The sequence below is a fragment of the Streptococcus gallinaceus genome (assembly GCF_040545695.1).
Classification (GTDB): domain Bacteria; phylum Bacillota; class Bacilli; order Lactobacillales; family Streptococcaceae; genus Streptococcus; species Streptococcus gallinaceus.
In genome coordinates, this window is the sequence record NZ_JBEPMK010000005.1 from 29890 (window position 1) to 44156 (window position 14267).

Below are 14267 nucleotides of genomic sequence, written 5' to 3' on the forward strand. Positions count from 1 at the left end.
ATAAACAAAAAGACCAGCTTATCAGCTAGCCTCTCTGTTTAATATTTAGGATAAATGTAAGATAATTGACTTGTCGTGTCTTGCGGGTTAATCCATCCGCGGTGATTGTCAATCCACTGACGACCGTTGGTATTGGCTTCTAGAACTTGAATACGCCCATCTGCTGCTACATCTGTTACATAGGCTACATGACCATAGGCACCATCATCCCAAACAGCAATAGCGCCAGCTACAGGAACAGCTCCAATTGTATAGCCATCGCGCGAAGCATTTCTAGCCCAATCAGCAGCATTTCCCCACCAATCGCCGGCCCAACCAGTTAATTTTTGTACTGCCCAAGTACATTGCCCTACTGGATAATTGATGCCAGGTTCATAATCATAGCCTTCTAGATAGTAAGAGGAAGCTGCTGTAGTCGAGCTTGGTGTCGCTGCTGCAGCCGTTTCCAAAGCAGAAACTTGAAGTGTTTGGCCAACTGTAATGTAATCCGCTAACGTCAATCCATTCAGACTTGCTAACTGACCTGCATCCATACCATAAACAGCCGCAATGCTAGAGAAGGAATCTCCCTCCTGCACCACATAAGTCGTCGTCGCTGTTGGAGCACTATTCTCAACCGCTACAGGCTGCGTTGTCGTCCCTGGAATCGCCAATACTTGCCCAGGTCCAATCACATCAAAGATATCCATTTGATTTGCCTGCGCTAGCTCATAGGCGTCAATCCCGTAGGATTGGGCAATTGAAAAGAAAGAATCTCCATTCTGAATCACATAATCATCTGCCGATACGAACTGCTGTCCTACAAGACCGCTCGTTAAAATAGCGGCATACACGGTAACTTTTCCTAAAATTTTTCTCATGTCTCATCTCCATATTATTGATAGTATTATTTTATCAAAATAGTGCCCAGGAAAAATCACAGATACATTAAAAATATAGGAGATATATTACAATCCGGTATCATTTCAAGCTGGATTGTGACAAAGTCATGTCACGATATTTGACACATCAAAACACCCTATCAAAAAAGCACTTCAATTCGAGTGCTTTTCTTTTTACAAATTTTCCTTGATAACATCACGTAATTCTCTGCGTTTTTCAATCCAAAGAGGTCGATTATCATAGTGATAGGTACGATTGGTGAGAAATATCGCTGCTTTTTGCGCTTTGCGATTGACCATGATAAAGGGTCCTGTGTAACCTGTATGGTCCAACCAATCCTCTTCATCAATGTTCCAGACAATCGAGCGTGGTTTGGAACTGCTGACATTGATCGTCAGATTTTCTGCAAAATCATCCTGCAAATAATGCTCTAAAAACAACTCCAAATCAGAAAGTGTTGAAAATAGCCCAGCAGAGCCGCAATGCACTCCCAAAACTTTAGCCTTGGGATCATGAACGAGACCCGCCCTTTGGCCTTTGACTGTTGCCACAGCTTGCTGCCGTGGACCAAAGCCAGTCTCCGTCATTTCCCACGGTTCAAAAATCTTTTCCTGCAAAATTTGATCCAAATCTTTTCCAAACAAGCTCTCCACCATAAAGCCTAAGAGAATCAAGTTGACATCCGTGTACTTAAAAGACTTGTCTGCCGTCACCGTCAGCTCATGCATAGCTGCTTTTAGCCCCGCAGCATCCAACCTATCCCGATTGGGAATAAAGGGGTCAATCCCTGAAGTATGGGTAACCAACTGGCGAATGGTTACCGTCTGGTCGTGAAAGACTGGGTAGTAGGTAGGAAAAGGCTCATCCAAGGCAATCTTGCCTTCCTGAATCAACCAAATCAATACTGTCCCAACTCCGACGACTTTAGAAACCGAAGCCAAGTCATAGACCAGACCGGGCTTGATTTCCATATGCTCCTCGGCCTGTCCCAAGTAATACTCCTGCCATTGACCGTTAGAAAAGAGAGCCAACGAGGCTCCCGGATAGAGTTTTTCAGCTATTTGAGCTTGAATTTTTGTCAGAATCTCTTGTCTCATTTTTCAAACCAAACTTCAATACCACTTGGGTCTACGGACTGAATAAAGCTTTCTTTTTTATCTTTGAAGAAAGCTCCTGGCAGTTTTGCTTCTAATTGAGCCCAATCCATATCAGCAGCTACTGTAAAGCGTAAGCTGTCTAAATCCCAAGTGCTGTCAGCAGGTGCTAGTAAGTCTTCTCCTTCTGCCTCTTGGAATGCCAAAATAGATTGTTCTGGTAAGAGTGCCTGATAAAAATCGCGACTCTTTTCTACCTGCGGACTATTGATGACAATCTTCTCAACCGTAAATGCTGTCAAACCAGTAAAATTAGTCAATTCTTTGAATTCTTGCGGTGCTGCAATTTCATTCAAATCAGCCCCGCCTTCTTCTGAATGAAGAAGAAAAGTGTATTTTTCAGGTGCTTCAGCAGCAAAAGCATAGCCATTTCTACCTTGATACAGCTTGGTAAAGCGACTTCCTCTCGCTAATAGCGCTTCAATCTCTAAAGGATTTTCTACTTTGATAACAATTTGGGATAATTTTTTCAAGCCTTTAACGGCACGAGTCCGCATACTTGGAGATTCAATCAAGACCAGCTGGGCTTCTTTTTTACCCTGCCCACTAAACTCTGCAAATGGACCATCTTCTAAAATCGTCTTCATTCCCAAGTCTTGCTCAAGAAAATCTTGGTTCATGGTCCGATTGTTGACGCGTAGGGCTGGAACTATTTTATTTGTGTCTATATACATGCTCATCTCCTTCAGTTCATACCCTTCTATTGTAAAGGAAAATCATGCATTTGACAAATATTTATACACAATTTCAAAATATAAAAAAGAGGCAAATCTCTTTTTATAGAATCTATAATTTATCGATCTCAACCTACTCCCCTAAGAAGAGCATAGAAAAAGAAGCCGGAATAGAAATCCCTAGCTTCTTCTTTATATTCTTATGCGTACAATACTTTAAAAAGTGCAACTGCAGCAATCCCTGCAAGGATAGGTGCTACAACTGGTACCCAAGCATACCACCATTTTGAATCTGCCTTAGCTTGACCAAGTACAGATGTTGGCAATACTGCGTGGAGGATACGTGGACCAAGGTCACGAGCTGGGTTGAGGGCTGGTCCAGTAGGGCCACCAAGGGCTGCTACAAGAGCCATTACCAAGAAACCAAGCGCCAAGTGAGCTACGCTAAGACCTGGGTTAAGGAAGTTTGTTAATTGCATTGAAGTAGCTTTGTTTGAAAGGTCTGCACCTTGTGATGAAACATATTGCAATACTTCCGCACCGAAATAGTTTTTCGTCAATGCCATTGCTCCAAAGAACAAGACAAATGAACCGAAGAATTCGTTCAAGAAACCGTTAATCCATGAAGCTTTGCGGCTTTCTTTTGTACCATCATCAAGAGCTGAGATAGTTGAGAATGAACCCAAGATGTGGTTTGGATTTTCAGTTTTCATGAAGTAAGGGCGGTAAACACCGACAACAACTGCTTGACCAGCGATAGCACCAGCGATTTGAGCTGCGATGTAACCTGGTACCAAGCTCCATTTGAAATAGCCTAAAACAGCTAAACCAATTGTGAAGGCTGGGTTGATGTGGTTACCTGATACGTTGCCAAACATAAGAGCCGGCATCATAACGGCAAGACCATAACCAAGTGCAATAACGATCCAACCTGAGTTGTTTCCTTTTGTACCTTTAAGGTCAACGTTGGCAACAGCACCATTTCCCAAGATGATAAGAAGAGCTGTTGCAAGAAATTCTGTGATGTACTTAATATGTACTGCTACGTCCATTTTTTGAGTATCCTCCAATATTTTTTAGACAATCCTTATTTTATCAGCTATAATGGGTTATGTAAAGGAAATATTCAAGTTTAGGAGAATGTATGCGTTTTAATCAATTTTCATATATCCAATTTTCAACAGAACGGATGCTAGCAGAGTTAGCCGAGCTCGGTTTCCATCTTTCCAACCAATTTTCTGACAAGAAAAACCTTGAACTCTTCGTTCGTAAAACCTTCTTTTTAGTAGAAGATACAGATACTGCTTTGGCAAATTTATTGGCGGACTGGGACTGTGATTTGTTGGGTTTTTTCCAATCAGACCGTCCTCTGACAGACCAAATTTTTTACCAAGTAGCCTTCCAAATGCTAGGCTTCGTTCCCAATTTTGACTACAGCAATATAGAAGATTTCCGTTCAGAATCAGGTTTTCCGATTGTATTTGGCTCCATCATCGAAAATCTCTATCAGCTGCTCAGCACGCGTACCAAAAATGGGGCACTCTTGGTGGAACAACTGGTCAGCGATGACTTGATTCCTGAAGACAATCATTATCATTTCTTCAATGGAAAATCTCTAGCTACCTTCTCGACTCACGATGTCCTACGTGAAGTGGTTTACGTGGAAACGCCTGTTGATACAAGCAAGGCCGGACAGACTGACCTGACCAAGGTTTCCATCCTGCGTCCTCGATTTGCCGGGAAAGTGCCTGCGGTCATCACAAACAGCCCTTATCACCAAGGAACTAACGACAAAGCTAGCGACGATGCACTCCATAAAATGGAGGGAACATTGGCGCAAAAAGCTGCCGGTCAAATCACCCTAGAAGAACCAAGTTTTGAAACATTGCCTGCTGATGAACGTGACCTACCAATTTCTAAGGCAACTGAAAAATTGGGACATATTTCGTCCTACTCTCTCAACGACTATTTCTTGGCGCGCGGATTTGCCAGCATCCATGTGTCTGGCGTGGGAACACTGGGTTCGACAGGTTATATGACATCCGGTGATTACCAGCAAGTGGCTGGCTATAAGGCCGTCATTGACTGGCTCAATGGTCGAGCACGCGCCTACACTTCTCACAAACGCGACAAGATCGTTCTGGCTGACTGGGCAAATGGAAAAGTGGCAACAAGCGGTATCTCCTATCTCGGAACCATGTCCAATGCTCTAGCAACAACCGGTGTGGATGGACTAGAAGTCGTCATTGTCGAGGCAGGAATTTCTTCTTGGTATGACTACTACCGTGAAAACGGTCTGGTAACTAGCCCCGGCGGCTACCCTGGCGAGGACTTGGACAGCTTGACAGCACTGACCTACTCCAAGAGTTTACAAGCAGGTGATTTCTTGAAAAATAAGGCCGCATACGAGGCAGGAATCGCTGCAGAACGAGCACAGTTGGACCGCACCAGCGGTGATTACAACCAATATTGGCACAACCGCAATTACCTACTCAATGCGGACAAGGTCCAGTGCGAAATGGTCTTTACACACGGCACACAGGATTGGAATGTTAAGCCGATCCACGTCTGGAATATGTTCCACGCGCTGCCAAAAACTGTCAATAAGCACCTCTTCTTCCACCACGGGGCCCATGTCTATATGAACAACTGGCAGTCCATTGACTTCCGCGAATCCATGAACGCCCTCCTTAGTCAGAAATTGCTGAGCTATGAGAACGGCTACCAACTACCAAGTGTCATCTGGCAAGACAATCGTTCCGCACAGACTTGGACAGTGCTGACTGATTTCCAAGGGACTAGCCAGCAAGAATTTGCACTCGGGACAGGTGTCAAAGATATTCAAAACCAATATGCTGATGACGATTTTGCCCGCTATGGAAAGGCTTATCCTAGCTTCCACCAGGACCTCTGGAATGACAAGGCGCATCAAATCACCATCGATTTGCCAATCGAAGAAGACCTGCATCTCAATGGTCGTGCCAGCCTGCAACTACGCGTCAAATCAAGCGTCTCCAAGGGTCTCTTATCTGCTCAAGTACTGGACTTTGGACCTGCCAAGCGACTGACGCCAATTCCAACTGTACAAGAGCGCAACAGGCTGGATAATGGCCGTTTTTACGCCCAAGAAAATCTAACTGAATTGCCATTTGTCCAAACACCGCATCGCCTAGTCACAAAAGGCTACCTCAACTTGCAAAACCGCAGTGATTTATTGACAATCGAGGTTGTCACCGCTGACGAGTGGATGGACTTGACTTGGGACTTGCAGCCAACCATCTATCATTTCCCTAAAGGAAGCACGCTTCGCGTCATTCTCTACACAACTGACTTTGAAGTGACCGTTCGTGATAATAGCGACTGGACCATTTCAGTGGACTTGGAGCAATCCAAAATTCAACTTCCAATCAATTAAAATTAAAAAGAGGCCATTAGGCTTCTTTTTTGTCTATTTTCCCACTACAAGGCATCGCCGCCGCGTTCGCCCGTCCGGATACGGATGACTTCTTCAATCGGGATGATGAAAATTTTTCCATCATCGACATCTCCTGTGCGGACTGCTTCTGCAATCAGATTTACGATAGCTTCTACACTAGCATCATGTGCGACAATTTCAATCTTGACTTTGGCCAGCAAGGTCGGAATAATTTTTTGACCGCGCACGTATTCTGCAAACCCTTTTTGATTGCCGTAGCCCAGAACTTGACTGATGGTCATCCCTTTAGCCAAGCCAGTTTCAGACAAGGCGTCTTTCAAATCTTCCAACTTATCAGCACGGATAATGGCTTCAATTTTTTTCATTTTTCTTCTCCTTGCTTACGAATCTAATCCCATGAAAGTTGGATAAGCCGTTTCCTCATGCTCACTATCATCCAGACCAATGGCTTCTGCACGGTCACTCACACGTAAAGGCATGATTGCTTTGATTCCTCTAGCAATCACGTACGTAGCTCCCGCTGACCAAGCAATTGTAAAGAGAATGGCGAGCACTGTCACGAGTAATAATTTTGGATTGCCATAGATAATCCCGACAAAATCTTTGTTTAAGGCTAATTCTGGAGTGGTAAAAATTCCTGTTGCAATACCACCGAAAATACCGCCGATACCGTGACAACCAAAGGCATCCAAAGCATCATCATAGCCAAATTTTTCCTTCAAGGTCGAAATGGCAAAGTAACAAATCGGACTAACCAACAGCCCAATCAAGATCGAACTCCAAACAGAAACAAATCCTGCACCGGGAGTGATGGCTACTAGACCTACAACCAGACCTGTAGACGCTCCAACCAAGGATAAGTTACCCGTCATCCGATGTTCAACAAGGAGCCAAGACACGAGGGCCGCAGCAGCAGACACATGGGTCGTTAGAAAAGCGTGAACCGCAAGACCATTGGCTCCCAAAGCAGAGCCTGCGTTAAATCCAAACCAGCCAAACCATAGAATTCCTGCCCCCAAAAGAACAAAGGGAACATTGTGCGGGCGGTAGACATTGTGCGAATGATCCCGACGCTTCCCAACTATAAGCGCGAGCACCAAGCCAGAACCCCCTGAGGTGATATGAACCACATCCCCACCAGCAAAGTCGATAGTGCCCCATTGAGCCAAGAGCCCCTCATCCCAGACCATATGCGCAAATGGGAAATAAACGACAAAGAGCCAGATAGCCATAAAAAGTAGCAAGGGGGTAAATCGCATACGTCCCGCAACTGCTCCCGTTAAAATGGCTACGGTAATAATCGGAAACATCATCTGGAAAATGGCGAATAGGGCATCTGGAATGTCCAATCCTCGACTGGAAGCTGTTTCACTCACTCCATTGAAAAACAAATGGGAAAAATCCCCAACGAGACTTCCGTGTCCACCAAAAGACAAGGAATAACCACAGACAATCCACAAAACAGAGGCAAGTCCCATCGGTACAATACACATCATCATGGTATTGATGACATTTTTGCGCCTACCTAAACCACCATAGAAAAAGGCTAAACCAACTGTCATAAAAAATACTAAGCATGAACAAACGAGCATAAATGCAATACTACCTGACTTCATAAAAAACTCCTAAACTTCCATGTCACATAATATAACATAAAATAAAACACAACGTCAAGGTTTTTATTTGAATTTTCTGATTTTTTAATTTTAAACCAGCAACAACCGAACAATTTTTCCATCATAAAACACCAGAACCTAGATTCCGGTGCTTGATTTACTGAATAACTGCCATACATTTCCCGCTACAAATCGGGCATTTTTCAAGGTCTCGGATTCTTTCATGGCATTTTCTAAGGATTGCGCCTTTGTCTGAATAGAAAATACAGCCAAGAAGTCCGAGTAGAGTGCCAGTTCCCGCTCTCCTACTGCCCCACAGAGCGCGATGACCGGACGATTGTAAACCTGTGCCAACTCAGCCAAACCAACGGGTGCTTTCCCTTGAAACGACTGGCTGTCCAAACGTCCTTCGCCCGTAATAACAAGGTCTGAATGAGCAACTTTTTCTTCTAGACCGATTAAGTCAACTATACTTAAAAAGCCAGGCCGAAGCTTGCCTCCTAGCACGAGAATAGCTCCGCCGAGCCCGCCTGCTGCACCACTTCCAGCTAGTTTCTGCAAGTCCATTTGCTTTTCAGCCCTTATCTTGTGAACGAATTCTCGGGCTCGCGCATCTTCAACGGCAATCTGTTCCGGGGTTCCGCCTTTTTGCGGACCGAAAATCCGTGCATATCCTTCGGGTCCTGCGTAAGGATTTCTTACATCTGTTAGGCCGATTATCTCCACTTGACGGAGTTGTTCTGCGTACGGAACCAACTTTTCCAAGAAACCACGGCCACCATCTGAGCTACCTGTTCCGCCCAATGTCACAAAAATCTGTCGGCAATTTCGCTCCAGCGCATCTAAAACTAGATCCGCTAAACCAGCTGACGAAGCTTTCTCAAATATTTCTGGACTGGGCGTAATCTTATCAATTCCCAGTAGACTAGCTGACTCTATAAAAGCTCGACCTTGCGCTACGAGATAGGCTACGGACAAAGGCCGGCCAAGCAAGTCAGTAGCCTGCACCTGAACCATCTCGCCTGATAAAGCACAAGCAAGAGCATCTAGGATCCCTTCCCCGCCGTCAGCAATGGCCACAGTCTCCACTTCCAGAGACGGTGACGCATCCAGCAAACCAGCCCTGACTGCCTGATTCATTTCAGCTGATGTCGCCGACCCTTTAAAGGAATCAATCGCAACTAACACACGCATATGAAGCCCTCCTTTTACTTTATTATAGCACAGCAAAAAGAGGCTGGACAATCGCCAACCTCTTACTTTTTCTTCAAAAAATGATGAACTAAACCAATCACAAAACCAACCAAAGCAAAGCTCATCCAACCCAGAGAATATCTTCCCAAAGGCACAACTTGTCCAAAGAAATGAAGCAGACCTGCTGGTAATTTAAAGAGGCCTGTCATCCCTGCAAGAGTATTGACCGCATCATAGAAACCAGCGATAAAGGTCCAGCCAATCGTCCAGCGGTAAACAATCGGATCATGCTGGAACCATTTGCCCATCAAGGCCAAGAAGATAATGGCAACGGTCAACGGATAAAGCAAGAACAAGACCGGCAAAGACCACTTGATAATTTCAGACAACCCACCAAAGTAGAAAACAAGCGCAATAATGGTAAACACAGTTGCCCAAACGGCATGAGAAACTGCTGGTAAGAGCTTATGGAAATACTCCGCACAGGCTGTAATCAAGCCCGTCGCAGTTGTGATACAGGCCAGGAAAATCACGACAGCTAAAACCGCTCTACCAATCGCTCCCAAGTAGAAATGCGAAGCCTGACTCAGAACATGTCCACCATCAATGACCTGCCCCTTGAGTTGGAACGCTCCCGCTGTAAAGTCAAACAAGCTTTGTGAAGTTGCACCGATACGCGCAACAAAGATATACACTAGGGCAAGGAGGACGCTCGCAATCACACCTGATTTCAAGGTAATGCCTGCGACTTCTTGATTGTCCTTAGCTCCAAACACCTTGGCTGAATTGATCACCACAATCGAAAAAGCCAATGACGCAAGGGCATCCATGGTCCCATAACCTTGAATCAAGCCTGCTACAAATGGCAAATTAGCAAAGGCGTCACTGGTTGCTGGAGTGGCATTATGTGCTAGCCCCATTTTTCCAGCTGGATGAAGGAAAGAGGCAATGACTAAGACAGCCAATACAAAGAGTAGGGTCGGCGTCAGGTATTTCCCGATACGGTCCGCCATCTTGCTCGGACGAATAGCCAACCAATAGGAAATCCCAAAGAAAATCAGAGCATAAATGACTTTCCCCATAAAAGACGGTCCAAAAATCGGCTCAATCCCGATAGAGTAGGAAGTTGCACCTGTCCGAGGAATGGCAAAAAATGGACCAATGGACAGATAGAGAGCAACTGAAAAACAGAGAGCGTATAGTTTAGAAACTGGTCGCGCAATGGACTCCGCATCCTCCGTTCCCGTATAGGCGATAGCCGCAACCCCCATCAAGGGCAGGGTAACAGCTGTCAAACAAAAGCCAACAATAGCCAGCCAAACATTGCTTCCCGCATAAATTCCAAGATAGGCAGGGAAAATCAAATTCCCAGCACCAAAAAAGAGGGCAAACAGCATCAATCCAATGGTGACATAAGCACTAAGCGACGGTTTCTTTTTCATTATCTTACCTTTTTCTAGAATAAATTCATTCTCTCTATTCTAACAGAGTCTAGCGCCGAATTCAAGAAAAACGAGGCTAAATCACTGTCTAGCCTCACTTTCTTTTATGCTTTAAAATTGTATTGCTTGCAAAGGGTATCTAAATCTGCATTGATTTTGGCAATGCTATCTTCACCACCGACTTTCAAGTCATTTTGGCGGTCAAAGAGGGCATCCACTGCATCGGAAATTTTTTCTTTCACCGTTGCATCTGCCATCTCTTCAGCTACTTTCAAAGACGCCCACAATCGTTCTTCCAGAGCATCCATTTCCGGACCAGTTACCTTGGCACCTTCTTCAGTGTTGTCTTCATCAGCGCCATCTTCCTTGTCTGCTGGCTCCTCAGATGGGGAAAAATTATTGGTTTCAGGGTCGCTAGCGTTGCTACCATGTCCATAGTCACTACTGTGGCCCCATCCGTCTTTGGCAGGCAATTCGTCAGGGTGGGCAATGTAGTACTTAATCGTCGCAAAGAATTGCTCTAAAGTATAACCATCTGGCGCAGTATACAACTTTTCATCAAACCAGCTAAACTTGAGGTTGTGGTAATGGTCTGTATGCGGAATGATGATGTAATCGTCCGATACTTTGACCGCATAAGCTGCATTGTAGCTCATCTTTTCAACTGGAACAATCTTAGCTGGTGCTACGCGCTCATACAGCTCTTTGGCAGAAAGATTTGCCAGTGGATTCGTTGGTTCAGCAGATTCTGCAGGTTTTTCTACTGGCTTTTCTACTGGTTTATCGACAGTTTTTTCTGTTGATTTTCCAGCCAAGAATTCCTCAGCCGCCTTGCGTTCTGCGGGTGACAAATCTTCCTTAGGAACCCAGTGCTCATGCGTCATGTGAGGGATAATATAAGCCTCTCCCAAATCCTCTTTGATATCTTTCGCATCAAAGATATAGCCGTCTGACGTTGCATATTTACCTGCTGCCTTTGCAGCGGCCACTTCTTCTGGGCTATAGATAATTTTTGAATTTGGCTTACCAGGACGCTCTGCTATAGGGGTAAAATAGGTCACATGCTTGCCACCATGATGCTCCTCCGAAACAATCGGTTTCGGACTTGGTTGCGCGGGTTGAGGTTGATGGGCAATTGGTTGTGGTTGCGGCTTCTGTTGCGGTGGATTCACCCTTTCTGGTTCGTGGAAGCCACTCACATTTGCCCCAATAGGAATACTACGGACAATTTCTTGTTCCAACGGGCTCATCTGTGAATAAGGAATCATATGGTAGTGATTGCCGTGCGGTACCACGACTCCTTGCGGAACCCGACGCGTGATTTGTGCAGGGTCAAAAACGAGACCGTCTGGCTCTACATGACGTTGATTGCGTGGGAGATTGTATAATTGGCGAAGTAATTCGCGCCAATTTCCAGCTGAATGGCTTGGTTGACTAAGAGGACTTACTTGATGACGAGGCGCATCATAACCTGTCCAACTGTTGCTAGGAACTCCGTAGCTGACGGACGAATTTCCGCTTGATTTGCCTTGCTTTTGGTCCCAATAAGCCTGAGCTGCTTGCAGTTCTGCTGGTGACAAGTCCTTTTTAGGGATGTAATGGAAATGGTCCCCATGCGGTACTAAAAAGGCATCTCCAAAGTCATCGATGATGTCTGTCGGGCTAAAGACATATCCATCATCCGTAGTATAGCGTCCTTGTGCCGCTGCAGACGCCAACTGACTAGCCGAGGCTTGACCAGATAATGCACGACTATGTCCACCCCATTTTTTCTGCTCTGCTTCAATCTGAGCCTTTGTACGGATATTGACTTTCTTGCTACCCGGCTTCAGATAGAGGTAATAAGCTCCATCCACTTTGATAATGTAGCCATCTCTCACTTCGTTGATGACGTCAGAAGATTTGAAGACGTAATGTGGGTCTTTCATAATCAATTCTTCACTGATAATCGCATCGTAGGGCACTTTCCCGTTGAAGAAATGGAAATGGTCTCCGTGAGATGTGACGTAGCCCTTGTCCGTGATTTTTACAACGATTTGCTCTGCGTGAATGCCTTCTTCGTCACTGATTTCGTCTGGCGTTTTTTCCTTATTGGCCAGAGCTTTTGTTTTTTCTGCCTTTCCATCTATATACGCAACTTTCTGACTAGCTCCTATCTCCGCTTTTGCCTGGTAATGTCCCGCCTGGTAACCCGCAAAGCTCAAAATAATCGCTACAACAGAACCATAAATATAGTGTTTTTTCATCGGCATCTCCTATTCTAAATCTTTGGCTAGAACAGCTAAATTTGCATCTAAATTCTCAATAAAACTTTTCTCATTTGCTGGGTCTGCTTCAAGAGGTTGCAAGACCTTCAACTTCACATTGGTCGATGTCTTCAAGGTCTTGGCTAGCTTATCCGATACCCCGTGTTCTACAAAAATGGTCTTCACCTTGTAACGCTCGATAAATTCTTTTATTTCAGCGAGCTGACGTGGACTTGGCTCCTCTTCAGACACCCCTGCAATCCCTAATTGCTCCAACCCAAATCGCTTGGCTGTATAAGCAAATGCCGTGTGCTGAGTTACAAAACTCTTCCATTTGCAGGCTGCAAATTTCTTTTTGTATTTATCTGTTAGCTGTTCTAACTCTTTTGTCATCTTGTCTGCATTTTTGTGGTAGGTTGTTGCATTTTTCGGATCAAGTTCTGATAATTGATTGGCAATGATGGCAACTTCTTGGCTCACCAAAACCGGATCAAGCCAACTATGAGGATCGTAAAGTGTCGACTCATCCATACCCGCACCCGCTTGAACATCTTCTAAACCTGCTACTCGCTCTAAGTCAATCCCTTTTGACGCCTCAATCATCTTGACTTTTGAGTGTTGAGTGGAAGGATTCAGACGCCCAGCCCAGGATTCTAAAATGTGAGAATGATAGAAAAAGACATCCGCATCATAAATGGCCTGAATATCCGTCACAGACGGCTCAAATGAATGAATTCCTTGCCCAGATTGAATCATGCGCACGTCGTTTAACTCCCCTGACACCTCCTTTGTCATGGCATAGATAGGGTAGAAACTAGTGACAATTTTCATTCCTTTATTTTCTTCCACCTTGGGCTTACCGCAGCCAAACAAGGTCAGCACCGACAGGAAAACCAACAAACTACCGACTAATCTTTTCACAATATCCTCCTTATTTATAAAAAATATAATTAACCAGTTAACTATTCGATAGTATACCATTTGAAAAACTGACTGGCAAGCAAAAATCGTTTTCTGGCGAAAAAATAAAAAACCTTGCATTTACAAGGTGGTTAAATCCGATCTTTCAGCTTTTCTACGAATAAATAAGCCGCTGGACAGGTCAATGTATTCTTGATGGTTAAATGGTTGATTTGATAAATTTTCTTGCGGTCTGTGTGGGGAAATTCCCGACAGGCCTTTGGACGAACATCATAGATTGAGCAGAGATTATCCTCTCCCAGAAACGGGCAAGGCATGGACTTGAAAATCTTGTCCCCATCTTCGTCCACTTTGAGGTACATCTCCTCAAAGGGTGATAATTTCATCCGGAAATGCTTGGAAATCCGCTGAATATCCGCCTCTGTAAACAAGGGGCCTAGAGTTTTACAGCAATTTGCACACTTGATACAATCAATTTCATTGAAGACTTCCGTATGTACTTGCTGGACAATCTTGTCCAAATTTTTCGGTGCCTTCTTCTTCAAACTCGCCAAAAACTTGCGGTGCTCTCCCTGCTTTTGCTCGGCCAAGGCCCGATATCTTTCCAAATCCATATCCAATCTCCTCTATCTAGTATGGAAACTATTATAACAAAAAATAGGTAGAAAGAAATCCCTTGGTCGATCAACCACTATTTTCATG

Annotated in this window: 12 protein-coding genes and 1 pseudogene; 1 reads left to right on the plus strand and 12 read right to left on the minus strand. The window is 44.6% G+C overall.

The features are described from left to right. Positions 1-38: 38 nt before the first annotated feature. From ABID27_RS07240 to gla, 4 genes are all read right to left on the minus strand, one after another. Entirely contained in the window at positions 39-860 is an 822-nt protein-coding gene (locus ABID27_RS07240; protein WP_354281262.1) for a LysM peptidoglycan-binding domain-containing protein, read from the minus strand. A gap of 195 nt (positions 861-1055) precedes the next feature. After that, positions 1056-1979, minus strand: a complete 924-nt coding sequence (locus ABID27_RS07245; protein ID WP_253365576.1) for a serine hydrolase domain-containing protein — start codon at positions 1977-1979, stop codon at positions 1056-1058. Then, a complete protein-coding gene (locus tag ABID27_RS07250) occupies positions 1976-2710 on the minus strand; it encodes a CppA family protein (protein WP_253365574.1) in 735 nt (244 codons plus the stop codon). The genes ABID27_RS07245 and ABID27_RS07250 overlap by 4 nt, the downstream gene beginning before the upstream one ends. 200 nt (positions 2711-2910) lie before the next feature. After that, entirely contained in the window at positions 2911-3762 is an 852-nt protein-coding gene (gene gla / locus ABID27_RS07255) for an aquaglyceroporin Gla (RefSeq protein WP_354281265.1), read from the minus strand. A gap of 92 nt (positions 3763-3854) precedes the next feature. Between gla and ABID27_RS07260 the strand changes: the two genes are divergently transcribed. Then, a complete protein-coding gene (locus tag ABID27_RS07260) occupies positions 3855-6125 on the plus strand; it encodes a Xaa-Pro dipeptidyl-peptidase (RefSeq protein ID WP_354281267.1) in 2271 nt (756 codons plus the stop codon). Positions 6126-6169: 44 nt separating this feature from the next. On the opposite strand, the gene ABID27_RS07265 is transcribed toward ABID27_RS07260, so the two are convergent. The 8 genes and pseudogenes from ABID27_RS07265 to ABID27_RS07295 form a co-directional block, all read right to left on the minus strand. Beyond that, positions 6170-6511 (minus strand): P-II family nitrogen regulator, encoded by a 342-nt coding sequence (locus tag ABID27_RS07265; protein ID WP_354281269.1) that lies wholly within the window; start codon positions 6509-6511, stop codon positions 6170-6172. Between the two features lie 15 nt (positions 6512-6526). Beyond that, positions 6527-7762, minus strand: a complete 1236-nt coding sequence (locus tag ABID27_RS07270; protein WP_354281271.1) for an ammonium transporter — start codon at positions 7760-7762, stop codon at positions 6527-6529. 138 nt (positions 7763-7900) lie between these two features. Continuing rightward, positions 7901-8956: a glycerate kinase family protein gene (locus ABID27_RS07275; RefSeq protein WP_354281273.1), complete on the minus strand. Its 1056-nt coding sequence runs from the start codon at positions 8954-8956 to the stop codon at positions 7901-7903. A 62-nt stretch (positions 8957-9018) separates the two neighbouring features. Then, a complete protein-coding gene (gene brnQ / locus ABID27_RS07280; RefSeq protein WP_354281275.1) occupies positions 9019-10398 on the minus strand; it encodes a branched-chain amino acid transport system II carrier protein in 1380 nt (459 codons plus the stop codon). Positions 10399-10502: 104 nt separating this feature from the next. Then, positions 10503-11648, minus strand: a complete 1146-nt coding sequence (locus ABID27_RS10205; protein ID WP_435533074.1) for a pneumococcal-type histidine triad protein — start codon at positions 11646-11648, stop codon at positions 10503-10505. After that, a pseudogene (locus tag ABID27_RS10210) lies at positions 11631-12650 on the minus strand (pneumococcal-type histidine triad protein); the annotation flags it as partial. The pseudogene ABID27_RS10210 and the gene ABID27_RS10205, both read right to left, overlap by 18 nt. Positions 12651-12653: 3 nt before the next feature. Continuing rightward, positions 12654-13625, minus strand: coding sequence for a metal ABC transporter solute-binding protein, Zn/Mn family (locus ABID27_RS07290; protein ID WP_435533071.1), 972 nt, complete (start codon positions 13623-13625; stop codon positions 12654-12656). A 71-nt stretch (positions 13626-13696) separates the two neighbouring features. Beyond that, a complete protein-coding gene (locus ABID27_RS07295; protein ID WP_354281279.1) occupies positions 13697-14179 on the minus strand; it encodes a YkgJ family cysteine cluster protein in 483 nt (160 codons plus the stop codon). Positions 14180-14267 lie beyond the last annotated feature (88 nt).

What these genes read in the sequence shown, in the direction of transcription:
- ABID27_RS07265 (WP_354281269.1), bottom strand. Translation starts at nt 6,511, where the DNA reads ATGAAAAAAATTGAAGCCATTATCCGTGCTGATAAGTTGGAAGATTTG.
- ABID27_RS07250 (WP_253365574.1), bottom strand. Translation starts at nt 2,710, where the DNA reads ATGTATATAGACACAAATAAAATAGTTCCAGCCCTACGCGTCAACAAT.
- ABID27_RS10205 (WP_435533074.1), bottom strand. Translation starts at nt 11,648, where the DNA reads ATGAGCCCGTTGGAACAAGAAATTGTCCGTAGTATTCCTATTGGGGCA.
- brnQ (WP_354281275.1), bottom strand. Translation starts at nt 10,398, where the DNA reads ATGAAAAAGAAACCGTCGCTTAGTGCTTATGTCACCATTGGATTGATG.
- ABID27_RS07275 (WP_354281273.1), bottom strand. Translation starts at nt 8,956, where the DNA reads ATGCGTGTGTTAGTTGCGATTGATTCCTTTAAAGGGTCGGCGACATCA.
- ABID27_RS07260 (WP_354281267.1), top strand. Translation starts at nt 3,855, where the DNA reads ATGCGTTTTAATCAATTTTCATATATCCAATTTTCAACAGAACGGATG.
- ABID27_RS07240 (WP_354281262.1), bottom strand. Translation starts at nt 860, where the DNA reads ATGAGAAAAATTTTAGGAAAAGTTACCGTGTATGCCGCTATTTTAACG.
- ABID27_RS07270 (WP_354281271.1), bottom strand. Translation starts at nt 7,762, where the DNA reads ATGAAGTCAGGTAGTATTGCATTTATGCTCGTTTGTTCATGCTTAGTA.
- ABID27_RS07295 (WP_354281279.1), bottom strand. Translation starts at nt 14,179, where the DNA reads ATGGATTTGGAAAGATATCGGGCCTTGGCCGAGCAAAAGCAGGGAGAG.
- ABID27_RS07245 (WP_253365576.1), bottom strand. Translation starts at nt 1,979, where the DNA reads ATGAGACAAGAGATTCTGACAAAAATTCAAGCTCAAATAGCTGAAAAA.
- gla (WP_354281265.1), bottom strand. Translation starts at nt 3,762, where the DNA reads ATGGACGTAGCAGTACATATTAAGTACATCACAGAATTTCTTGCAACA.
- ABID27_RS07290 (WP_435533071.1), bottom strand. Translation starts at nt 13,625, where the DNA reads ATGGTATACTATCGAATAGTTAACTGGTTAATTATATTTTTTATAAAT.